Raw genomic sequence first — 22,662 nt, forward strand, 5'->3', positions numbered from 1 at the left:
GGACGCAGGTGACTGCGACTCACGCCTCGACCGCGAACGAGGGAACGCCGCCCCCTCCGCCGCCTGCCGCCCTCACCTTCGGGGGGATGCACGGCAAGAACCCGCTGGCGGACGCCAGTTTCGCGGCGATGTGCCGCCGCCTGCCCTCGGTGCTCGGGCACACCGTGCGGCTGGCGTGGGCCGTCGACAGGGCCGGTGTCGTCCTGCTCCTCGCCTGTCAGCTGCTCACCGGCGTGGCGGCCGCCGTCGTCCTCGCGTTCACCGCTCGGGCCATGACGCACGTCCTCGGCACCGGCCCGGTCTCCGAACGCCTGGACGATGCGCTGCCCGCCCTGGTCGTGGTGACGGCCGCGGCCGCCGTCGGCCGGATCGGCGGCGCCCTGTCCTCCTACGCCGACGGCCGCATCACTCCCCTGCTCACGACCGAGGCGGACGTCGCGCTGGTCGCCGCCGTGTGCCGGGTGGAGTCCTCGGCGTACGGCGAGGACGGGTTCGCCGACCGGCAGGAGGCCGCCGAAGTGGGCGTGACCCGCACCCGGCTGATGGTCCAGGACGCCCAGCGGTTCATGTCCGCCCTGATCCGGATGGTCGCCGCGAGCGGAGTCATCACCGCGCTGCACCCGCTGATGCTGCCCCTGCTCCTGCTGGCCGTCCTGCCGGCCGGCGCCGGAGCCGTGCTGTCCGCACGCGTCACGTACGAGACCCACTACCTCAACGTCGGCGACCGCAACGTCCGCACCATGATGCGCTGGTGGGCGACCTACTCACGGCACGGCGACGAGGTCCGCGCCAACGGCATGACCGGCTACCTCCTGTACTGGTACCGCGCCCTGTCCGACCGCATCGACCGGCGCACCCTGACCGCGGCTCCGCGCACGCTGCGCATCGTGCTCTCCACCAGCGCGCTGGGCGGGGTCTTCCTGCTCGGCACCTGGGCCACCCTCGCCTGGCTGGCGGCCGGCGGCCGGGTCGCCCTGCCCGTCGCCGCCACCGCCGTCGTCGCCGTGCAGACCACGCTCGCGGCGCTGTCCCAGTTCGTCGTCCACGGCGCGGCGATGTTCCACACCTCGCTCTACCTGGCCGACATGCGGGCCTTCCTCGATCTGGCCGCCGAACGCGCGCCCCGACGGGGGACGTCGGCCATTCCCGAGCGGGTGGACGAGATCCGGCTCGACGAAGTGGTCTACCAGTACCCCGGCAAGGACGAACCGGCCGTCGCCGGGGTCTCGCTCGCGCTCCGCCGGGGCGAGATCCTGGCGATCGTCGGCGAGAACGGCTCGGGCAAGTCCACCCTCGCCAAACTCATCACCGGCATCCTCCTGGCCGACAAGGGACGCGTCTCCTGGGACGGGGTCGACCTCGCCGACGCCGACCCCGACGCCGTGTGGAAACGGACCGCGCTCGTCCCGCAGAACTTCGCCTGCTGGCCCCTGCGCGCCCGCGAGAACATCACGCTCGGACAGCCCAGGACCTTCGACGACGGACCCGTGTGGGACGTCGTGGACGCGGTCGGCATGCGCGAGGCCGTGGAGAAACTCCCCCAGCGGCTCGACACCCTCCTCGCCAAGGAGCTGTGGGGAGGCGCCGAACTCTCCGGCGGCCAGTGGCAGCGCCTGGTCTGCGGACGCGCGCTGTACCGGCGGACACCCCTGCTGATCCTGGACGAGCCGACCTCCCAGATGGACGCCCGCGGCGAGCACGCGATCTTCCTGGAGATCAAACGGATCGCCGCCGAGCGCATGACCATCGTGGTCACCCACCAGCTGGAGAACACCCGCCTGGCCGACCGCGTCCTGGTCATGGACCGGGGCCGGGTCATCGAGCACGGGACGTACGAGGACCTGGTCGGCGCCGGCGGCCTGTTCGCCGAACTGGTGGCCCTGGCCAAGGACAGGTGACCGGACTCCCCCAGTGTTGACGGTGCTTACATGGTCGGGTTAGCGTCATGTAAGCACTGTCAACATAAGTCAAGGGAGCTGCTCCGATGCCATCGAGCCGACAGGAACCGGACGGGCGGGACGGGGTTGAGGTCGATCTGGGCGGCCGCACGGTCACCGTGCCCAGGGGCGGCCTGTACGACCGCTACCGGATGGACACCGACCTCGACGAGGTCGCTCGCGACCCCCGCGTCAGCGGGGTGGACTTCTTCCGGCGGCTGCCGAAGACGCGGGTCGACTCCGCCATCGGCCCCACCCTCACCCCGAACTTCTACTACCGCGTCTCGACCGCCCGGCTGACGATGCCGGCCCCCTCCCGGGCGATCCGCTCCCGGCTGCCGAAGGAGCTCGCACCGCTGGAGGTCGCGCCCGGGCTCGGCCTGGTGTCGGTGATGTTCTTCCGCTACGACGTCTGCGACATCGGCTTCTACACGGAGGCCGCCGTCGGCATCGCCGTCAAACCGGCGCTCCACGGCAGGCTCGGCTTCTTCGATCTCGTCGCCGGACTGAAGAACGAACACCTCAACTCCTACGTGCTGGCCCTGCCCGTGAGCACCCGGATCGCGCAGGTCCGCGGCCACGACGGCTACGGCTTCCCCAAGTGGGTCACGACCCTCGACGTCGACATCGACACGGACCGCACGACGGCGCGCGTCGCCAACGACACGGGCGGCACCGACCTCTCCCTCTCGGCGGCCACGCCCGCGCAGACCGCCCACCCCAGCGGCGAGCGCGTCACCTCGCTCACCTCGTACACGACGATCGACGACGCGTGGCACTCCACCCTGAGCCAGACCCACGTGCTGTCGGCCGGTACGGCACGACTCCCCCGCGACCTCACCCTCCGGGTCGGTCAGGGCCGCATGGCGGACGAACTGCGTTCGCTCAAGCCGAGGAGAGCGGTCCGGTTCGACGTCATGACCGAGGGCCAGCTCGCCCTGCACATGCCGGTCCCCACCTCGGTCCGGAGCCGCGACCGGTGAAGGGGAGCCCCACCATGGCCCGACGGGACGAGGCGCTCGACCCCGAAGGCGACGGGGTTCGCTGAGCTGCGGTCCGGCTACGCGGGGCGGCGCAGCGTCGCGTCGTCCCGCGAGGCCGACAGCCAGGCACGGTAGCGGCGCAGCGCCCCGCGCTGCTTCCACTGCTCGGACAGCAGGGTGTACACCGGGTGGATCCGGAGCCTGGGGTCACTTCCGCGGGCGAGGCGGCGCATCTGGTGCCGTACCCGGGCCATGCCCGCGGCCGAGGCCAGGGCCTTGTCGGACCAGGTCACCGGCGCCATCTGCCGGTCGGCCTCGCGTTGGTCCCGCCAGCGGTCGGGCAGGTCGGGAGTGACGGCGAGGGCGGTGCCCATGCCGACGACGCCCACACCGCTGTCGAGGACCCGCTCCGCCGTGACCCGCCGCGTGATGCCGCCGGTGAGCATCAACGGGAGGGGGCTGGTGCCGACCAGGTCGCGCGCCAGGTCCAGAAAGTAGGCTTCGCGCGCCTGGGTGCGTGCGTCGGCGGAGCGGCCGGTCATCGCCGGGCTCTCGTAGCTCCCGCCGGACAGTTCGACCAGATCGACGCCGAGCGGCTCGAGCATCTCGATGACCTGACGGGCGTCGTCGGCGTCGAATCCGCCGCGCTGGAAGTCGGCGGAGTTGAGCTTCACCGCGACCACGAAGGACGGGGAGACGGCGGCTCGGACGGCGCGGACGACGTCGAGCAGCATCCGCGCGCGGTTCTCGGGCGTCCCGCCCCACCGGTCGGTGCGACGGTTGACCAGGGGAGACAGGAACTGCGACAACAGATAGCCGTGGGCGGCGTGGATCTCCACGCCGTCGAAGCCGGCCTTCTCGGCACGGTGCGCGGTGACCGCGAACCGGGTCACGGTCGCGTCGATCTGTTCGGCGGACATGGCTTCCGGACGGCCGAAGCGGCCACTGTGCCGCCCCAGTTCGACGCCGACGTCGGACGGCCCCCACACGACGCCGGGCATGTCGGAGGTCACCTGCCGGCCGGGGTGGTTGATCTGCATCCATATCGCGCCACCGGCGGACTTGCCGGCCTCGGCCCACTCGGTGAACGGGCGGAGCGGAGCGTTCTCGTCGAGCACGACACCTCCCGGGCCCGTCAGCGCCTCGGCGTGCACCATGACGTTGCCGGTGATCAGCAGCCCGCTGCCACCGGCGGCCCAGCGCCGGTAGAGCGTCAGCAACCGCCGGTCGGGCAGCTGGCCGTCGCCCGCCAGGTTCTCCTCCATCGCCGCCTTGGCGATCCGGTTCTTCAGCACCTGTCCGGAGCGCAGGGGCAGCGGCGAGAACAGCTCGCTGGTCATCCCGATTCCTCTCGTTCGTCTCGGCCACCTACGATGTATGCATCGTTCACATTAGACGACGATGTAAGCACCGTAAACATAGAGAGGTGTGACCTGTGCCGCAGACCAGCACGTACCACCACGGCGATCTGCGCGCCGCCTGCCTGCGTGCCGCACGCGAGCTGCTCGAAGCGGACGGCAGCGCCGGACTTTCGCTGCGTGCGGTCGCCCGGCGTGCCGGAGTGTCGGCGACGGCCCCCTACCGCCACTTCGCCGACCGCGACGCCCTCGTCTCCGCGGTGGCCGCCGAGGGGTACCGCGAGCTGGCCGGGTACCTGGCCGAGGCCCACCCCGCACCCTCGACGCCCGACGAACTCGCCGCGGTCGCCGTCGCCTACGTCCGGTTCGCGCTCGACCACCCGGCTCTGTTCCGGGTGATGTTCGCCGAGCCCTGCGACCCCACGAGCGAGGAACGGGTCGCCGCCACCGCGGCCATCTCGGAGTACGTCCGCGGCATCGTCCGCGCCACCTTCCCCGAGGTGGACGCGGACGCCCTGTCGACCACGGTGTGGGCCCTGGTCCACGGTCTCGCGTTCCTGCACCTCGACGGCAAGCTCGACGCCTCCACCCCCGAGGTGGTCGCCACGCAGGTCCGGGCTGCCGTGCACGCGCTGTTCGCCGCCTCACCGGCGGTCCGCGAGGTGCCTGCTACTTGACTCGGTCGAGGAAGCCGAGCACTCGACGGGCGACCTGCTCCGCGGCCCCTTCGTCGTAGGACGGCAGGCTGCTGTCGGTGAACAGGTGCCTGTCGCCCGGGTAGAGGAACAGCTCGCCGTCCGCCGCCGTCGCCACGAGCGCGCGGGCCGCGTCCACGTCGCCCTCCCCGGCGAAGTAGGGATCCGCGTCCATGCCGTGGACCTGGACCGGGACGTCCCGGGGCCAGGCGCCGCCGAACTCGGCGACCGGGACGCACGACTCGATCAGCAGCGCGCCCTTCGCGCCGGGGCGGGTCTGGGCCAGCTTCTGCGCCGGCAGGACGCCGAGTGAGAAGCCGACATGGACGACCTCGGGCGGCAGCTGCTCGGCGGCGGCGATTCCGCGCGCGGTGATCGTGCCGAAGCCGACGCTCCCGGCGTAGGCGATGCCCTCCTCAAGGGTGTCGAACACCTGCCCCTCGTACAGGTCCGGGGCGTGGACGGTGTGCCCGGCCCGTCGCAACCGCTCCGCGAACTCGCGGACGCCCGCGGTCAGCCCGTGTCCGTGATGGAAGACCAGCACCTCAGCCATGTTGCTCCCCTCGTGCCACGGTGCCCGGGTGGCGCCGCGGCACGAGTATGGCCGGGAGCACTGACATCCGGTCCGGCTCGGCGCTCACCCACTCCGGGCAGGAGCTGGGCGCCGGCCGGCGCCCGGCATCAGGCGACCCGCGGCCGGAGGGCCGGGAGCGGGGTCAGGGAGGCGTACTCCAGCGGCGCCGACGGATCGATGGACACCTCAAGCGGCGCGGGCTCGGCGCCGGCGCGGACGAGGAGGTCACCGACGGCGGCGATCATGGCGCCGTTGTCCGTGCAGAGCGTCATGGGCGGCACGCGCAGCTCGATCCCGGCCGCGGCGCAGCGTTCCTCGGCCAGGCCCCGGACCCGGGAGTTCGCGGCCACACCGCCGACCACGATCAGTGTCCGCACGTCGTGGGCACGGCAGGCGGCGAGCGCCTTGCGGGTCAGCACGTCCGCGACGGCCTCCTGAAGGGCGGCGGCACCGTCGGCCACCGGCACCTCCTCGCCGCCGAGCCGCTGCCGCTCGACCCATCGGGCCGCGGCCGTCTTGAGCCCCGAGAAGGAGAAGGCGTACGGATCGTCGCCGGGGCGCGTGAGGGGGCGGGGGAAGTCGACGGCGCGGGGGTCGCCCTCCCGTGCCGCCCGGTCGATCGCGGGTCCGCCCGGATAGGGCAGACCGAGGATGCGGGCGACCTTGTCGAAGCACTCCCCCGCCGCGTCGTCGAGGGTGTCCCCGAGGTGCAGGATCGGCTCACGCACCAGGTCCCGTACGAGGAGCAGCGAGGTGTGTCCGCCGGAGACGATCAGCACGACGCACGGTGTGGGCAGCGGCCCGTGCTCCAGCGTGTCCGCGGCGACGTGTCCGGCGAGGTGATGCACCCCGTACAGCGGCACCCCCGCCCCGTAGGCGAGCGACTTGGCTCCGGCGAGGCCGACCTGGAGGGCGCCGGAGAGCCCGGGGCCGGTCGTGACGGCGACGGCGTCGATCCGGCCGAGTCCCAGGCCCGCCCGGTCGAGGGCCTCACGCACGACCGGGGTGAACGCCTCGAGATGCGCCCGGGCGGCGATCTCGGGCACGACCCCGCCGAAGCGGGCGTGCTCGTCCATGCTCGACGCCACGACGTGGGCGAGCAGCCTTCCGTCCTGGACGATTCCGGCTCCGGTCTCGTCGCACGAGGACTCGATCCCGAGTACCACTGGTCCGCCCATCGGGCCCATCTCCTTCTGCATGCGATCTGCAACTGCAATATATGCGCAATAGATACGGGCAGACACGTCCGGTGCGTCCGAGGGCGACGGCGAGCGGGTGCGGCGCGAGCGCTTCCTGACCGCGGAGGCATGCGGGGGCGGGATTCCGCGCGCAGAATGAAGCCCGTCGCCGGCCGCGCGGCCGTCGGCGGAAGGAGAAGCGTGGGCGAGATTCCGTCGAAGCACATCGCCTCCGGGATGCGGGAGGCGGCACATGCGCTGCTGGCCGCCCTGGAGCCGGAGCAGGTGCGTGAACTGCGCTCGGGCCCCGGCCGGTTGGACGCGCCGGAGCTGCGCGAGTGGACCTACCTGCCGGGCCCGCGCCCGGGGCTCTCCACCGAAGGACTCGACGCCGGGCAGCGGGAGGCGGTAGACGCGCTCCTGGCCACGGCGCACAGTGCGCCGGGAGCGGAGCTGGCGCGCGGGGCGATCGAGGTGGAACGGCATCGCCGCGCCCAGCAGGGGCCCGTGGGCGCGGACCGCTACTGGGTGCGACTGCTGGGCGACCCGGACGGCGACGAACCGTGGGGCTGGCGGATGAACGGCCACCACCTCGCGGTGCACGTCCTGGTCACGGCGGCCGGGATCCGGGTGACGCCGCACTTCGTCGGCTCGGAACCGGCCCGCATCGGCAGCGGCCCCCAAGCCGGCCGCCGGCTCCTGGGCCCGGAGGAGGACCTGGCCAGGGAGCTGATCACAGGCCTGGACGGCGGCGCGCGGGCCGAGGCGGTCTTCGCCGCCGTGCCGCCGGACGACATCCTGACCCGGGACGATCCCTTCGCCGATCCGACCGTCCTGCCGGACGGCCTGGCCCACGACCGTATGACGCCAGGTCAGCAGCGCCTGCTGGAGTCCCTGGTGCGCCGCTATCTCGACCGCGCGCCCGCGGCGTACGCGCGGGAGTGCTGGTTGGACGCGGTGACCCGCGGACTGGGTTCGGTCTCCTTCGCCTGGGCCGGCGGCCTAGCCCCCGGAGACCGGCACTACTACTGCGTCCGCGCCCCGGACTTCCTCATCGAGTACGACAACACCCAGGACGACGGCAATCACGCCCACTCGGTCTGGCGTCACGTCCGCCACGACTGGGGAACGGACCTGCTCCGGAGGCACTACTCGGAGCAGCACGCCTAGGGCCTGTCTGACAATTCCCTCCCCCAGCCTCCGGCCGGGAGGTGCCCCCAGCCCCGCGACGCCATGCACGCACTCTCGCCGCACCGGGCGCAGAGCCAAGTACATCCAGTACGAGGCTCTACGCCCGGCACGGCGAGAGCACGCACCTGACGCCGCGAGGCCGCCCTCCGGGCGACGACGGGAATTGTCAGACAGGCCCTAGGGCGGTGCCGCCCCGTTCAGTTCCCGGATCCGGCGATGGCGGTGACGCGGATCTCCACGCGCATGGCGGCGAGGCCGAGGACCGTGACGCCGGTCTCGGTCCAGATCGGCGCGCGGCCGCCGAGGCGACGGCGGAACTGCTCGGCCATGACCCTGTTGTGGTCGTCGCCGATGACGTCGTCCCCCGGCGCGACCTTGTGGTACGAGTTGACGTGGATGACGTCCTTCCAGGTCGCGCCCACCGTGGCGAGCGTGCGCTCCACGTTGTCGAAGGCCTGGACGATCTCGTCCTCCAGCGAGTCGGGAATGACGAGATCGTCGTCCACGCCGGCCTGGCCGGAGATCTCCACCCGGTCGCCGACGCGGACGGCTCCGCTGTAGCCGAGGGCCTCGTGGAGCTTCTCACCGAAGCCCGGGGTGACGCCGAAAGTGACGGTACTCATGGTGGTCCCTCTTCCTGTCCGCAGGGCCGCGTTTCTCGTTACATGACTTCACGCGTAAAGTGAGACTAGCAACCGATGACTTCAAGCGCAAAGTGATGGCGGAGGGTTCGTGAGCGACACCGGGGAACATGAGGACGATCAGGAGCTGCGATGGCTCGACGAGCAGGAGAAGTCGGCGTGGACGGGGCTGATCTCCCTCGTCCTGCTGCTGCCCGGCAAGCTGGAGTCACCGCTGCGGCAGGAGCACGGCCTCACCCTGTTCGAGTACCTCGTGCTCAGCCACCTCTCCGAGGCTCCGCAGCGCAAGCTGCGCATGGGAGAGCTGGCCTTCCTCGCCAGCGGGTCGCTCTCCCGCCTGTCCAACGTCGTCAAACGCTGTGAACAGCGGGGCTGGATCGTACGGACCCCCGACCCGGCGGACGGCCGCTACACGCTCGCCGAACTCACCGACACCGGCTTCGACACCGTGCACCTGGCAGCCCCCACCCACCTGCGCTCCGTACGCCGCGTCGTCCTCGACTCGCTCAACACCACGGACCAGAAGGCCCTCGCGCGCATCGCGCAGAAGCTCCGCATCGTCCCCGACGACTTCGGCTGACGGGCGGAGCCGGTCACATCAGTGACACGGCGCGGGCGACGAAGAAGGCGGCGAAGATCACCGCGCCGATGAGGATGATCCACGTCCAGATGCGGGGGTGCTCCCAGATGCCGCCGTCGGGGCGCTCCTCGTGGGCCTCCGCCGTGGAGCCTTCGACGGGAGGGGTCTCCTGAGGGGGTACGAGCGGTTCTGTCATGGTTCCAGGTTCCTTCAGACACCCGGGGAACGCATCCGCTGCCCGCACACCCCCGCGGACCCGGAGCACGAAGGTCCCGGCGGTGACATGACTGTCACTGCCGGGACCGGGCACCGCCGGGGTGATCACCGTCGCCGGGATCAGACTCCCGTGGGGTCCTTCTCGTGCCTCCGCTGCGCCGGGGGCGCCGGCTCGTGGCCGCCCTCGCTGAGACCGAAGCGGTCGTGCGCCTTGCGCAGGAACGGTGGCGCGTACCAGGCCGAGCGGCCGAGCACGCGCATCGCGGCGGGCACGAGCACCCCGCGGACGGCGACGGCGTCGATGAGGATGGCCAGTCCGCTGCCCAGACCGAACATCTGCATGTAGCTGATGCCGGCCGTCCCGAAGGCGAAGAAGCTCACCGCCAGCAGACAGGCCGCCGCGCTGACGATGCGTCCCGTGTGCCCGAGCCCGTCGACCACCGCGGTCTCGTTGTCCGCGCCCTCGTCGTGCAGCTCCTTGATCCGGCTGGTGACGAACACCTCGTAGTCCATCGAGAGGCCGAAGGCGATGCAGAACATCAGCAGCGTCATCGACACCTCCATCGGCTGCGGCGTGAAGCCGAACAGGTCGGAGAGGTGACCGTCCTGGAACATCCACGTCATGACGCCGAGGGCCGCTCCCAGACTGACGATGTTGAGCACCAGCGCCCGCAGCGGCTGCACCACGCTGCCGGTGAACAGGAACAGCAGGATGAAGGTGGTGAGGGCGATCAGGCCGCCGGCCGGCGGAATCAGGCTGGTGATGGAGTCCTTGGAGTCGACCAGCGCGGCGTCCCTGCCGCCCGCCAAGGCGTCCGTCCCCCCGGGCGCTTCGACCGCTCGCACGTCCTTGACCAGGTCCTGGGCGGCGTCCGACATCGGCGTCAGGTCGCTCACCACGTTGATCCGCTGCGCCTCGGGGCGGCCGAGCGCCGTGTTGCGCGGACCGGGCGCGGCGGCACGACCGTCGGTGTAGGTCCCGGTGGACGCCTCGACGCGGACCACTCCGTCCAGCTCGGAGAGCTTGCCCGCGTACGCGTCCAGCGGCGCCCTGTCGACCGCCTCGTCCATGACCACGTGGATGGCCGCCGCGTCGCTGCCGTTGAAGTTCTTCTCCAGTGCGGCCGAGACCTGGCGGCTCTTGGCGTCCTCGGGCAGGGAGCGCTCGTCGGCGATGCCGATGGTGATGCCCAGCAGCGGGCTCGCCGCCAGCAACAGCACCGCGAGGACCGGCAGCGCGGTGAGGGCGGGACGCCGCACGGCCGTACGGGCCAGCCGGCCCCAGAAGGGGAGCCCGGAGTCCTGCCGCTTCGCGTTCCCGGCCCAGGGCAGCCGCCCCTTGTTGACCCGGTGCCCCAGGACCTTGAGCAGGGCCGGCATCACGAACAGGGTGCTGATGGCGGCGATGGCGACGACACCGACCCCGGCGTACCCGAACGAGCGCAGGAAGTACTGGGGGAACACCAGCAGTGCGGCGAGCGCGACCGCCACCGTGGCGGCGGAGAAGGCGACCGTACGGCCGGCGGTGTGCACGGTGTGCCGGACGGCGTCGTCCACGCTCGCGCCCTTCGCGAGCCGCTCGCGGAACCGGCTGACCATCAGCAGCGCGTAGTCGATGCCGAGGCCGAGTCCCAGGGCGGTGGTCAGGTTGGTGGCGGTGATGGAGATGCTGGTGGCGCTGCCGAGGAGGAAGAGTTCCGCGAACGTACCCACGATCGCGATGAGCCCGATGACCAGCGGCAGCAGGGCCGAGACCACACTGCCGAAGACGAAGAGGAGCAGCAGGAGGGTCAGGGGCAGCGCGATCGCCTCGGCCAGGACGAGGTCCTCGGAGGAGTAGGTCCCCATGTCGTCGCCCACGGCGGCGGTGCCGCCGGCCTCGACGGTGAGCCCGGCGCCCTTCGCACCGGTGTACTCGTCGATGATCTCCTTGGCGTTCTCCCGCTCCTCGGTGTCACCGCCCTTCACATGGGCGAGCACCATCGCCTGGTTGCCGTCCTTGGAACGGAGGTCCGGGTTGTCCGTGTCCCAGTACGAGACGACGTTCGCGACCGTGTCCTCGTTCCTCAGGTCGGCCGCCAGTTTCGTGCCCTGCCGCTCGACGGCCGCGGCGTCGACGCCGCCCTCGGGGGCCCGGACCAGCAGGACCAGATTGGACTCCCCGCCGAACTTCTCGCCGATGACCGTCTTGGCCTTGCTGGACTGGGAGGACGGGTCGTCGAAGCCACCGGGCAGGAGCTTGCCGAACGCGCCGGCGCCCAGGACTCCCATGAGCACCACGGCCACGGCGGTGATGACGAGTACCAGCCGGGACCGGCGGATCGCCAATTCGGCTATGCGTTCAAACACGCACTTTCTCCTTGCATTCTGACGGAGTGAACCCTGGGCCCGCGCGGGTGGTGGCGGGTGTGGCCCTGAAGGTATCCAGGCAGCAAGGGGCTTTGGCAGTGCGAGATTTACCTGACAGTGTCAGGTAAATCTCGCACCTTGGATTCGAGCGTTCCCGACCGCTCTCACACACTCCGTTCGGGGAGCGTCGGGAGGATCTTCTCGGCGATGTCGAGGAGCGCGGTGTCGTCCGGGAGGGCTCCGGTCTCGCTCCACACGGTGATGTCGAAGTAGCCGCCCCGGTCCTTCGCGTCGAAGGCCACGGACAGCGTTCTGGCCGGCGGGCCCTGCTCGACCGGTCCGCCGGATCCGCCGCTCCCGAGATTGATCTCGATCCTCATGGTGTGGTCCGAGGCGAGGACCGCCGGCCGGCCGAGGACCACGAGCTTCTTGACGTCCGTCTCCTCCCCGTACTTCATCAGGTTCACGTACTGGGCGATCGACAGCTTGTTGTACGTGGCCGAGACGTTCACGGTGTAGGTGTCGAACTGGACCTCGGCCTCCGGCTGGGCGACCTTCCCGTCGGTCAGGGGCGCGGTGTTGCTCGTGCCGGACGCCACGGTGGCGGTCTCGGCGGGGGTTCCCAGGAGCCGGGCCAGGTCGGGCACGTTGAGTGCCTTGCACAGCTCGTCGCCCGTCACCGCCTCGGGGTTCTTCGCGTAGGCGCCCGGCAGTTTCTCGTCCTCCCCGCTCGAACACGAGGCGGCCTGCGGCGTGCTGTCGTTCCCTGAGGGCTGAAGACGCGGGCCCAGCCACACCGCGGCCCCGAGCGCCGCGAACACGGCCACGGCCGCGAAGGCCTGGGCCCACGCGTTGGGTTCCTTCTCCGGGGCGGACGGAGTGGGACGCTGCGCTGCTGGAGCGTGAGTCTGCGCCTGCGCCTGCACAGGGGCGGCGGTCGCCGTCCCGTCCGCCGAGGCCGCCGGGCCCGGGTTCCGGCGGGCGCGCAGGGCACGGACCACCGTGTGGACGCGCACCGCGGTGAACACCAGGAACACCGCACCGATCCCGGCCGGCACCCATGCGTCGTCGCGGAGGGCGAGATGCAGGAGGCGAACGCCGAAGACGGCCCCGACCACGATGAGCAGCGGCTCACGTACCCAGAAGGGCAGGAGCCGGAGGAGGAAACCGAGCATCCGGCAATCTCAGCAGGACAAGATCGCATTGGCTGTGGTGGAAGCCACAGTTCCGGCTCGGACGGTTCAGTGCGCGACCGCATCGTCCGGGACGCCACCGCATCGGGCTTCCTGGCCGTGAGCTGCTGGACGTCCCGATGCTGCCCGCTCCGTACGACCGCGCCCGGGTGGCAGCCGCCGATGCCCGGAACCGGGCCACGCTTGCCCATCTCCGCTGCCGCAGCCGCGGCCGGCGGCAGGCCGCTCTCACAGCGGGCGCGTGAGCGGCTCATGTCACACCCGCGGAGAGAACAAGGTCACAACCGCTCCCTCTGCTGCGCCTCGAGCGACCTGACCTAACATCCGAGCATGACGCTCCTGCCTGACGACGGACTCGACCTCGCGGCCGAGTTCCCTCACGTGACACACGAGCAGTGGCAGCACCTGGTGGCGGGCGTGCTGCGCAAGTCGGGCAGGGAGGTGCCGGACGACGAGGCGGAAGCCGCCCTGTCCACGGCGCTCGAGGACGGCCTGCGGGTACGCCCCCTGTACACCGCGCGTGACGCCGCCCCCGACCCCGGTCTGCCGGGCCTCGCGCCCTTCGTGCGCGGCGGCCGCGCCCAGGCCGCCCGCATCGGCGGCTGGGACGTGCGCCAGCGGCACACCGTGGCCGAGGGAGCGTCGGTCATGACCGACCTCGAGAACGGTGTCACCTCCCTGTGGCTGGTCGTCGGCGAGTCCGCCGGCATCCCGGTCACCGCGCTCGACGGCGCCCTCGACGGCGTCTACCTCGACCTGGCTCCCGTCGTCCTGGAGGCGGGCGACGCCTTCGAGCCGGCCGCGCGTGCCCTGTTGCGCCTGCACGAGGAGCGGGGCGTCCCGGCGGACACCGTGCGGGGCAACCTCGGCGGCGATCCGCTGGGCCACGAGGCCCGTACCGGCAGGTCGTACGAGACCGCGCCCGTGACCGAGCTGGCCCGGCTGTGCGCCGAGCGCCACCCCGGAATGCGGGCGCTGACCGTGGACGCGCTGCCCTACCACGAGGCCGGTGGCTCGGCCGCGCAGGAGCTGGGCTGCTCCCTGGCGACGGGCCTGGCCTATCTGCGCGACCTGACGGCGGCCGGACTGGACATCGCCCAGTCCCTCGCCCAGCTGGAGTTCCGGTACGCCGCGACCGCCGACCAGTTCCTGACCATCGCCAAGCTGCGTGCCGCACGCCGGCTGTGGGCGCGCGTGGCGGAGGTCTGCGGCGCGCCGCGCGAGGGCGCGCAGCTTCAGCACGCGGTGACCTCGCCGGTGATGATGACGCGCCGAGACCCGTGGGTGAACATGCTGCGTACCACGGTCGCCGCCCTGGCCGCCGGGACGGGCGGCGCCGACGCCGTGACCGTGCTGCCCTTCGACCACGCGCTCGGTCTGCCGGACGCGTTCGCGCGCCGCATCGCCCGCAACACCTCCACCATCCTGATCGAGGAGTCGCACCTGACCCGGGTGATCGACCCGGCGGGCGGTTCCTGGTACGTGGAACGGCTGACCGACGAACTGGCCGACGCCGCCTGGACGTTCTTCCAGGACATCGAGCGGGCGGGCGGGCAGGCGGCCGCCCTGCGCTCCGGGACGGTCGGCGAACGGCTGGCGGACACCTGGGCCGTGCGCAGCGCGAAGCTGGCGAAGCGGCGGGAACCGGTCACTGGGGTCAGCGAGTTCCCGCACCTGGCCGAGAAACCCGTCGTGCGCGAGCCCGCGCCCGAACCTCCGTCCGGGGGCCTGCCCCGGGTGCGGCGGGACGAGGCGTTCGAGGTGCTGCGTGCCCGTTCGGATGCCCACCTGGCCGCGACCGGCGCCCGGCCCCGTGTCCACCTGGCCGCGCTCGGCCCGGCCGCCGCCCACACCGCCCGGCTCACCTTTGCCGCCAACCTCTTCCAGGCCGGCGGCATCGAAGCCGTCACCGACGGGGACTTCGGTGCGAGCGGGGCGCGGGAGGTGTGCCTGTGCTCCAGCGACGCGCTGTACGGGGAGCAGGCCGAGTCCACCGCCGCCGCGTTGCGCGAGGCGGGCGCCGAGCACGTGTTCCTCGCGGGCCGTCCGGGCCCGTACACGGGCGTGGACACCTACGTCTTCGCGGGCTGCGACGCCGTCGCCGTGCTGTCCGCCACCCTCGACCGCATGGGAGTGTCCTGATGTCCATCCCCGACTTCTCCGCGATCGAGCTGGGGACTCCGACCGCCGACGCCGACGCCTTCGACGAGTGGCGTGCGGCCGTGAAGAAGGCCGCCGACGGCGACGACCTGCGCTGGGAGACGCCGGAGCAGATCACGGTCAAGCCGCTGTACACCGGGCAGGACCTGGAGGGTCTGGACTTCCTGGACACCTTCCCGGGCGTCGCCCCGTACCTGCGCGGGCCGTATCCGACGATGTACGTCAACCAGCCGTGGACGATCCGTCAGTACGCGGGTTTCTCCACGGCCGAGGAGTCCAACGCGTTCTACCGCCGCAACCTGGCGGCAGGGCAGAAGGGCCTGTCGGTCGCCTTCGACCTGCCCACCCACCGCGGCTACGACAGCGACCACCCGCGGGTGACCGGCGACGTCGGCATGGCGGGCGTGGCGATCGACTCGATCTACGACATGCGGCAGCTGTTCGACGGCATCCCGCTGGACCGCATGACGGTGTCGATGACGATGAACGGCGCCGTGCTGCCGGTGCTCGCGCTGTACATCGTGGCGGCGGAGGAACAGGGCGTGCCACCCGAGAAGCTGGCCGGGACCATCCAGAACGACATCCTCAAGGAGTTCATGGTCCGCAACACCTACATCTACCCGCCGAAGCCGTCGATGCGGATCATCTCCGACATCTTCGCGTACACGTCCCAGCGGATGCCCCGCTACAACTCCATCTCCATCTCGGGCTACCACATCCAGGAGGCTGGCGCGACGGCCGACCTGGAGCTGGCGTACACCCTCGCGGACGGGGTGGAGTACATCCGGGCCGGGCGTGAAGCGGGCCTGGACGTCGACGCCTTCGCGCCCCGGCTGTCGTTCTTCTGGGCGATCGGCATGAACTTCTTCATGGAGATCGCCAAGTTGCGGGCGGCCCGGCTGCTCTGGGCCAAGCTGGTGAAGCAGTTCGACCCGAAGAACGCCAAGTCGCTTTCCTTGCGTACGCATTCGCAGACCTCCGGCTGGTCGCTGACCGCGCAGGACGTGTTCAACAACGTCACCCGCACGTGCGTGGAGGCGATGGCCGCCACCCAGGGCCACACCCAGTCGCTGCACACCAACGCCCTCGACGAGGCGCTCGCGCTGCCCACCGACTTCTCCGCGCGCATCGCCCGCAACACGCAGCTGCTGCTCCAACAGGAGTCCGGCACGACCCGCGTGATCGACCCGTGGGGCGGCAGCGCCTACGTGGAGAAGCTGACGTACGACCTCGCGCGCCGGGCCTGGCAGCACATCCAGGAGGTCGAGGGGGCGGGCGGCATGGCGCAGGCCATCGACGCCGGCATCCCCAAGCTGCGGGTCGAGGAGGCCGCCGCCCGCACCCAGGCGCGGATCGACTCCGGGCGGCAGCCGGTGATCGGCGTGAACAAGTACCGGGTGGACTCGGACGAGCAGATCGAGGTGCTCAAGGTCGACAACTCCTCGGTGCGCGACCGGCAGATCGCCAAGCTGCGGCGGCTGCGCGAGGAGCGGGACGAGACCGCGTGCCGGGACGCGCTGGACGCGCTGACACGGGCCGCCGGCGCCGAGGGCAACCTGCTGGAGCTGGCGGTGCGCGCGGCTCGCGCGAAGGCGACCGTGGGGGAGATCAGCGACGCCCTGGAGAAGGTGTACGGGCGGCACGCGGGTCAGATCCGTACGATCTCCGGTGTGTACCGCAACGAGACGGGCGAGTCGCCGGCCGTGGAACGCACCCGGGCGGTGGTGGACGCCTTCGCCGACGCCGAGGGCCGCCGGCCGCGCATCCTGGTCGCCAAGATGGGCCAGGACGGCCACGACCGCGGCCAGAAGGTCATCGCCACCGCCTTCGCCGACCTCGGCTTCGACGTGGACGTCGGCCCGCTGTTCCAGACCCCGGCCGAGGTGGCCCGCCAGGCGGTCGAGGCGGACGTGCACATCGTCGGGGTGTCGTCCCTGGCCGCCGGGCACCTCACCCTCGTCCCGGCGCTGCGCGAGGCGCTCGCCGAGGAGGGGCGCGAGGACATCATGGTCGTCGTCGGCGGAGTGATCCCGCCGCAGGACGTGCCGACCCTGCTGGAGATGGGCGCGGCGGCCGTGTTCCCGCCCGGCACGGTGATCCCGGACGCGGCCCGTGACCTGGTGGGACGGCTGGCGGCCGGTCTCGGGCACGACGAGCTGTGAGCCGGTGACGTGATGGCCCTCGAACTCGACGCCTACGTCAAGGGCGTCCTGGACGGCAAGCGCGCGGTCGTCGCCCGCGCGATCACCCTCGTCGAGTCCACCCGTCCCCAACACCGCACGCTCGCGCAGCAGTTGCTGACGGAACTGCTGCCGCACAGCGGCACGGCCCGGCGGATCGGGATCAGCGGCGTGCCGGGCGTCGGCAAGTCGACGTTCATCGACGCCTTCGGCACGATGCTGACCGGGCTCGGCCACCGGGTCGCCGTCCTCGCCGTCGACCCGTCCTCGAGCCGGACCGGCGGATCGATCCTCGGCGACAAGACCCGGATGGAGCGCCTGGCCGTCGACCCGGCGGCGTTCGTCCGCCCCTCCCCCACCGCGGGGACGCTCGGCGGGGTCGCGAAGGCGACCCGCGAGTCGATCGTGGTGATGGAGGCCGCCGGCTACGACGTGGTGCTGGTGGAGACGGTCGGCGTGGGCCAGTCCGAGACGGCCGTCGCCGACATGGTCGACTCCTTCCTGCTGCTCACCCTGGCCCGCACCGGCGACCAGTTGCAGGGCATCAAGAAGGGCGTGCTGGAACTCGCTGACGTGATCGCCGTCAACAAGGCGGACGGCCCGCACGAACGCGACGCCCGCACGGCGGCACGTGAACTGGCGGGCGCCCTGCGGCTCATGCACGGCAAGGACGCCTTCTGGACGCCGCCGGTGCTCAGTTGCAGCGCACGCGAGTCGACCGCGCTCGACACCGTCTGGGAGCGCCTGGAGCAGCACCGCACCCTGCTGGACTCCACCGGCCGCCTCGCCGCCAAGCGCCGCACCCAGCAGGTCGACTGGGTCTGGAGCATGGTCCGCGACGAACTGCTGGGCCGCCTGCACGCCGACCCGGCCGTCCGGTCGCTGGCTCCGGGGCTCGAACAGCAGGTGCGGGAGGGCGGATTGACGGCGACCCTGGCGGCGGAACGCATCCTGGACGCGTTCACCACGGGCACGGCGGCCTCCGCTCGGTGACCGGCTCGGTCATCGCCGGCTGCCCGCCGTCACCGGGACACGCCGGTGGGCGCTGGGCGGCCGCACCCTGCCGAGACGGTGCCGAAAAGCCGCACCGGCCGCAGTCCGCCGGCGCCGCAGAGCGATCGAAGGCCGGTGATTCAGACCCGGCGCCTACGCTCCTGCGGCATGATCCTCGACTATGGACCTGTCTGCCATAGCCGCATTGCTTGCCCTTGCCGGCATTCCCGCACCGAGCACCTGGGTCCGCAGACGAGTACGAGAAGGAGCGTCACCGGCAGGACGGTCAGCCACCCTTCCCCGCCCTCAGGGCCGCTCGCCATGGGCCCTGTCCAGCGCGGCCAGCGCCGCGTCGAGGTTCGTGGTGCCGGCGAAGAGGGCTTTGACCTGGGCGAAGTGTGTCCGCTGGACGGCGGAGTTCGGCCAGCGCTGGTCCATGAAAGGGACCGTGGTGCCGGCCTTCTGCCGCTCGGCCACCTCTTTGATCGCGGGGTCGACGGTGAAGGAGGTGTTGGGGATGGCGGGCAGGGTGGCCCCTGAGCGGTTGTAGAGGTTCTGTCCGCGGGCCGATCCGAGGAAGTCGATGAGAGCGAAGGCCTCCTTGCGGTGAGGTGTGTCGGGGTTGAGGGCGTAGGCGGCTGACACCGCCCCCGGCATCCGTGTCTCCTCGGGGTCGTCACCGGCGGGCAGCGCTGTCATGCGCAGTGTCAGGTCGGGGGCGGCTGCGCGCAGTTCGGACAGTACGCTCGCGACCTGGACGACCCCGACCGCGCGCCCTGTCGCCACCTGGTCGAGGCTTTCCTCGTAGGTCGTCTCCAGTGGGTCGGCGTTGAAGCAGCCGCGTTCGTCCAGTTCCAGGTACTTCCGCAGTGCCGTTCTCCATCCCGACCCGGCGAAGGTTTCCTTGCCGAGGTCCAGGTTCCGGTCGAAGTCCGGTTCGTCGGCGTACACGGTTGTCGCGACCAGGGCGTAGCTGATGAGCTGAGTGACCCACGGAGTCGCGTTGCCGACGGCGAAGAGGACCTTCCCGTGATCGCGGGCCGTCTGGCAGAGACTCAGGAGTTCCGTCCATGTCCGGGGCGGCTCTCCTCCGACGGCGTCCAGGGCGCCCATCGAGAAGACAGCTCCGATTCCGCTGAAGGTCACCGGCACCGCGTACGTGCTGCCGTTGACGTCGGTGACCGGTTTCACGCCCATGGGCATCGTGAGGTTGAAGCGGCGGAGGCTGAGGTTCTCCAGGAGGCCGTCCTGTTCCAGCGCCGTGACGGAGGCGGGGTTGCCGCTGCCGGGCCAGACGGTGAAGATGTCGGGCCCCTTCTCCGCACGGAAGTCTTCGGGCAGTTGCTCCTGGAGGGTGTCGGCGTCGGCGTAGGCGACCGAAACGTGGATGTCCGGGTTGAGGCGGTGGAACTCGGCGACGACGGCGTCCATCGCCGACTTGTCGGTGATGGACGCCTTGACGGTCAGCTCGACCGGCGCGTTCTCCGAGGCGCCGAACGGACCGCATCCGGTTGTCGTGGTGGCCGCGAGGACCAGGGCGAGGGTGAGACCCCGCAGGCGTGAGGGGCGTGTCATGGACGGGCTCCGGGCGGGAAGGTGAGGGCGGTCGGCTGGGCGGTGTGCGGATGGAGCGGATCGCCCGGTCGCCGCCGGCTCGCGCGGGTCCGCCGGGCGGAGGTCCCGCGAGCCACCGGCGGCCGGGGCCCGTGGTGAGGGTCAGCCGAGGGCGAGGGTGCGCCGTGCGGTGATGGCACGGGACGATCGCGCGGTGGCGAAGGTGTAGGTGCCGGAGGTGAGCGCCGCCGCTCCCGACGTCCACACGGTGAGGTCCTGGACCGGGATCGTCAGGGTCAGACGCTTGCTGCCGGCCGCGGGGAGCGTGAGCTTCTGGAAGGCGACCAGTCGGCGCGGCTCCGCCGCCGCTGCGGCGGGCAGGACCGCGTAGACCTGGACCACGTCGGTGCCCTGACGCCGGCCGGTGTTGGTGACCGTCACGGAGACGGTGACCTGCTCGGCCGCCGGCTCATAGGCCGCTTCGAGGGAGCCGTGGGCGAAGGTGGTGTAGGACAGGCCGTGGCCGAAGGGGAAGCGGGGCTCCTGCTTCCTCGCGTCGTAGAAGCGGTAGCCGACGGCTGTGCCCTCGGCGTAGGAGACGGTGCCGTTGGTGCCGGGGTAGGTGGCCGGCGTGGTGCCGGGCCCTTGGGTGGCGTCGGCGGGGAAGGTGACGGGAAGCCGGCCGGCGGGGTCGCTGTCGCCGAACAGGACGGCGGCCAGGGCGGTTCCGGCGCCGCGGCCCGCGTACCACGCCTGGACCACGGCCTCCACGTCGTCGATCCATGGGGTCGCGACGGGACCGTCCGTGTTGAGGACGACGACGGTGCGGGCGTTCGCGGCGGCCACCGCTTTGACGAGCCGGTCCTGGTCGCCGGGGAGCGCGTAGCCCGCGTGGTCCATGCCCTCGCCCGCGACGCGGTTGACGAACACGACAGCGGCGTCGGCCGCGCGGGCCGCCGTCACGGCGGCGGGAATGAGGGAGTCGGGCTGCCAGCCGAAGGTGAGGCCGCAGGTCCCGGTTTCCGCGGTGGCGTTGTTGTACGTGATCTCCACGGTGACGGCGCGGCCGGCGGTCAGTTCGGCGGTTCCCTGGAGGGGATAGTCGTAGGGGCCGAGGAAGAAGCGGGCCATCTGCCGGGTGCCGGAGACGACGACTTTGCCGTCGATCTTCAGCGTGGTGGTTCCGGACGGGAGCAGGGAGAAGCGGTGGAGGCCGGTGGTGGTGGGGGTCAGGGTTCCGGTCCACTTCGCGGACCACACCTGTGGCAGGCCCTCGACGGGCGCGGTGGTGAAGTCGACGGCCGCATCGGTGCGGGTCGCGACCGGTGTGCCGGTGCCGTCGGCACTGGCGTAGTAGGTCCCCGTCAGTCCGGCCGCCCCGGAGGACGTGCGAAGGACCGTCGAGGGGACCGCGGTGAGGGGGAGGTCGCCCTTGGTGCCCTGGGCGTGTGTGACCTCGACCGAGCTTCCGGCGCGGGCCCGGATCGCGTCGAGGGGAGTGGTCCAGGTGCCCGGTTCGACGTAGGTGGAGCCGGATACACCGGTAAAGGTGTCGCTGCCCGCCGGGCCGATGACGGCCAGCGACTTCACCGCACCGGTCAGTGGGAGCGCCGCCGAACGGTTGGTGAGCAGCACCGTGGAGGCGACGGCCGCCTCGTGGGCGAGGTCCTGATGCGCCTGGGTACTGACGTTCCCGGCGGGGGCGGGGACCGGGTGGTCGAAGAGACCGTTCGCGAACATGGTGACGAGGATGCGGCGGGCGGCGTCGTCGAGCCGGGCGGCCGGTATCGCGCCGCCGGTGAGGGAACCCGCAGGGAACTGGACGGCGCCGGGTCCCAGTCCCGCGAGGTCCATGCCGGCCCGGGCGGCGGCCACCTGGTCGTCCCCGGCCCAGAAGTCGGGCACGGTGTAACCCTGTAGGCCCATCCCCTTCTTGAGGTCGTCGAAGAGGCCGGCGTTTCGTGTGGCGAAGGTGCCGTTGATCTTCGGGTAGGCCATCATCACCGAGGTGGCGGGGGCGGCGGCGATCACGCGGCGGAAGGGGGCCTCGTAGTACTCGCGCAGTGCACGGTCGGAGACCTTGCTGTCGATGAGGAAGCGGTTGACTTCCTGTGTGTAGGCGGCGAAGTGCTTGAGGGTGGCGGCCAGGTGCTTCGACTGGATCGCCACGGTGAGGGCTGCGCCCAGGCGTCCGGCGAGCACGGGGTCCTCGCCCATGGCCTCGGCCTGGCGGCCGAAGTGCCAGGTCCGGGTCAGGTCGATGGTGGGGCCGAGCGCGTTGTTGTAGCCCTTCGCCCGTCCTTCGGTGCCGATGGCCTCGCCCATCCGTCGCGCGAGGCCCTCGTCGAAGGTGGCCGCCTGGGCGACGGGCACGGGGAAGGCGGTGACCCCCGTCTCTCCGCGCAGCCCCGCCGAGGCGTCGACCATGGTGAGGGCGGGGATGCCCAGATGGGCCACCGCGGCGAAGTCGCAGCGCACGAGGGCTTCCTTCTCGGCGGCCGTCATGCGAGCGAGCAGTTCGCCGGCCCGGTCCTGCGCGGCGGAGGCCGGCGCGGCGACCGCACGGTCGGTCACGGTGGGGGCCATGCTCGCGGCCAGGGCCGTGAAGGCTGCGGCGGAAAGGAACGTTCGTCGGTTCACAGCGGCTCTCCGGACTGACATGGCGGCCGTAGGACGCGCCGCCGAGGATGGGGGGAGGGGCCGGCCGAGGGGTCAGGTCACGGCCGGCCCCGGCTCGATGGGCTCTGATGAGCCTGCTGGTGGCCGCGGCGAAACAAAGCCATATTCGCGACGAAGAATTCAACCAGCAGGCTGGAAACTACGACCCTTTGAGCCTCAAGGTCAACCCTCAGGAAAGGCTTCATGCGACTACGCCCTGAC

General features: G+C 71.5%; 18 protein-coding genes. 9 read left to right on the forward strand and 9 right to left on the reverse strand.

Going from position 1 to position 22,662, the window contains the following annotated elements; translation table 11 throughout:
• Nucleotides 1–8 precede the first annotated feature (8 nt).
• Nucleotides 9–1,898 (forward strand): ATP-binding cassette domain-containing protein, encoded by a 1,890-nt coding sequence (locus ACZ67M_RS24150; RefSeq protein WP_469852677.1) that lies wholly within the window; start codon nucleotides 9–11, stop codon nucleotides 1,896–1,898.
• Nucleotides 1,899–1,984: 86 nt separating this feature from the next.
• Complete coding sequence (locus tag ACZ67M_RS24155) at nucleotides 1,985–2,920, forward strand: acetoacetate decarboxylase family protein (protein ID WP_469852679.1); 936 nt, start codon at nucleotides 1,985–1,987, stop codon at nucleotides 2,918–2,920.
• 77 nt (nucleotides 2,921–2,997) lie between these two features.
• Here the strand turns inward: ACZ67M_RS24155 and ACZ67M_RS24160 are convergent, their stop codons facing one another.
• Nucleotides 2,998–4,260: an NADH:flavin oxidoreductase/NADH oxidase family protein gene (locus tag ACZ67M_RS24160; RefSeq protein ID WP_469852681.1), complete on the reverse strand. Its 1,263-nt coding sequence runs from the start codon at nucleotides 4,258–4,260 to the stop codon at nucleotides 2,998–3,000.
• Between the two features lie 95 nt (nucleotides 4,261–4,355).
• On the opposite strand from ACZ67M_RS24160, the gene ACZ67M_RS24165 reads away from it, so the two are divergent.
• Entirely contained in the window at nucleotides 4,356–4,955 is a 600-nt protein-coding gene (locus ACZ67M_RS24165) for a TetR/AcrR family transcriptional regulator (RefSeq protein WP_469852682.1), read from the forward strand.
• Here the strand turns inward: ACZ67M_RS24165 and ACZ67M_RS24170 are convergent.
• Nucleotides 4,948–5,526, reverse strand: a complete 579-nt coding sequence (locus ACZ67M_RS24170) for a dienelactone hydrolase family protein (protein WP_361356193.1) — start codon at nucleotides 5,524–5,526, stop codon at nucleotides 4,948–4,950. The two genes, ACZ67M_RS24165 and ACZ67M_RS24170, sit on opposite strands and share 8 nt — an antisense overlap.
• Nucleotides 5,527–5,654: 128 nt before the next feature.
• Nucleotides 5,655–6,725, reverse strand: a complete 1,071-nt coding sequence (tsaD, locus tag ACZ67M_RS24175) for a tRNA (adenosine(37)-N6)-threonylcarbamoyltransferase complex transferase subunit TsaD (protein WP_392014995.1) — start codon at nucleotides 6,723–6,725, stop codon at nucleotides 5,655–5,657.
• 201 nt (nucleotides 6,726–6,926) lie between these two features.
• On the opposite strand from tsaD, the gene ACZ67M_RS24180 reads away from it, so the two are divergent.
• Nucleotides 6,927–7,895, forward strand: a complete 969-nt coding sequence (locus ACZ67M_RS24180) for a DUF3500 domain-containing protein (protein ID WP_469852683.1) — start codon at nucleotides 6,927–6,929, stop codon at nucleotides 7,893–7,895.
• A gap of 218 nt (nucleotides 7,896–8,113) precedes the next feature.
• On the opposite strand, the gene ACZ67M_RS24185 is transcribed toward ACZ67M_RS24180, so the two are convergent.
• Nucleotides 8,114–8,539 carry a Rid family hydrolase gene (locus tag ACZ67M_RS24185; RefSeq protein ID WP_361356187.1) on the reverse strand — a complete coding sequence of 142 codons (426 nt, stop codon included), beginning with the start codon at nucleotides 8,537–8,539 and terminating at the stop codon, nucleotides 8,114–8,116.
• Nucleotides 8,540–8,648: 109 nt separating this feature from the next.
• Here ACZ67M_RS24185 and ACZ67M_RS24190 point away from each other — a divergent pair, with 109 nt between their 5' ends.
• Nucleotides 8,649–9,137, forward strand: a complete 489-nt coding sequence (locus ACZ67M_RS24190; protein ID WP_392237690.1) for a MarR family winged helix-turn-helix transcriptional regulator — start codon at nucleotides 8,649–8,651, stop codon at nucleotides 9,135–9,137.
• Between the two features lie 13 nt (nucleotides 9,138–9,150).
• On the opposite strand, the gene ACZ67M_RS24195 is transcribed toward ACZ67M_RS24190, so the two are convergent.
• The 3 genes from ACZ67M_RS24195 to ACZ67M_RS24205 all read right to left on the reverse strand — a co-directional run bounded on the left by ACZ67M_RS24195 (nucleotide 9,151) and on the right by ACZ67M_RS24205 (nucleotide 12,877).
• On the reverse strand, nucleotides 9,151–9,333 hold the full coding sequence (locus tag ACZ67M_RS24195) for a DUF6480 family protein (protein WP_125490339.1): 183 nt from the start codon (nucleotides 9,331–9,333) through the stop codon (nucleotides 9,151–9,153).
• 140 nt (nucleotides 9,334–9,473) lie between these two features.
• A complete protein-coding gene (locus tag ACZ67M_RS24200; protein WP_469852686.1) occupies nucleotides 9,474–11,702 on the reverse strand; it encodes an MMPL family transporter in 2,229 nt (742 codons plus the stop codon).
• 164 nt (nucleotides 11,703–11,866) lie between these two features.
• The gene (locus tag ACZ67M_RS24205) at nucleotides 11,867–12,877 is read right to left on the reverse strand and encodes a DUF6215 domain-containing protein (RefSeq protein ID WP_467321430.1); all 1,011 of its coding nucleotides are present in this window, start codon (nucleotides 12,875–12,877) and stop codon (nucleotides 11,867–11,869) included.
• Nucleotides 12,878–13,225: 348 nt separating this feature from the next.
• Here ACZ67M_RS24205 and ACZ67M_RS24210 point away from each other — a divergent pair, with 348 nt between their 5' ends.
• From ACZ67M_RS24210 to meaB, 3 genes are read left to right on the forward strand one after another with little or no spacing between them, the layout of a single operon-like run.
• Nucleotides 13,226–15,037: a methylmalonyl-CoA mutase family protein gene (locus ACZ67M_RS24210; protein WP_392015051.1), complete on the forward strand. Its 1,812-nt coding sequence runs from the start codon at nucleotides 13,226–13,228 to the stop codon at nucleotides 15,035–15,037.
• Nucleotides 15,037–17,217 (forward strand): methylmalonyl-CoA mutase, encoded by a 2,181-nt coding sequence (scpA, locus tag ACZ67M_RS24215; RefSeq protein ID WP_361356177.1) that lies wholly within the window; start codon nucleotides 15,037–15,039, stop codon nucleotides 17,215–17,217. Before ACZ67M_RS24210 ends, scpA begins: the two co-directional genes overlap by 1 nt.
• A 12-nt stretch (nucleotides 17,218–17,229) precedes the next feature.
• On the forward strand, nucleotides 17,230–18,228 hold the full coding sequence (gene meaB / locus ACZ67M_RS24220) for a methylmalonyl Co-A mutase-associated GTPase MeaB (protein ID WP_392015053.1): 999 nt from the start codon (nucleotides 17,230–17,232) through the stop codon (nucleotides 18,226–18,228).
• A gap of 306 nt (nucleotides 18,229–18,534) precedes the next feature.
• On the opposite strand, the gene ACZ67M_RS24225 is transcribed toward meaB, so the two are convergent.
• Nucleotides 18,535–19,803 (reverse strand): ABC transporter substrate-binding protein, encoded by a 1,269-nt coding sequence (locus tag ACZ67M_RS24225; RefSeq protein WP_469852689.1) that lies wholly within the window; start codon nucleotides 19,801–19,803, stop codon nucleotides 18,535–18,537.
• 141 nt (nucleotides 19,804–19,944) lie between these two features.
• The gene (locus ACZ67M_RS24230; RefSeq protein WP_469852691.1) at nucleotides 19,945–22,422 is read right to left on the reverse strand and encodes a glycoside hydrolase family 3 protein; all 2,478 of its coding nucleotides are present in this window, start codon (nucleotides 22,420–22,422) and stop codon (nucleotides 19,945–19,947) included.
• A 107-nt stretch (nucleotides 22,423–22,529) separates the two neighbouring features.
• On the opposite strand from ACZ67M_RS24230, the gene ACZ67M_RS24235 reads away from it, so the two are divergent.
• Nucleotides 22,530–22,661 (forward strand): hypothetical protein, encoded by a 132-nt coding sequence (locus ACZ67M_RS24235; protein WP_469852693.1) that lies wholly within the window; start codon nucleotides 22,530–22,532, stop codon nucleotides 22,659–22,661.
• Nucleotide 22,662 lies beyond the last annotated feature (1 nt).

The organism is Streptomyces sp. NPDC107500 (genome assembly GCF_055582785.1).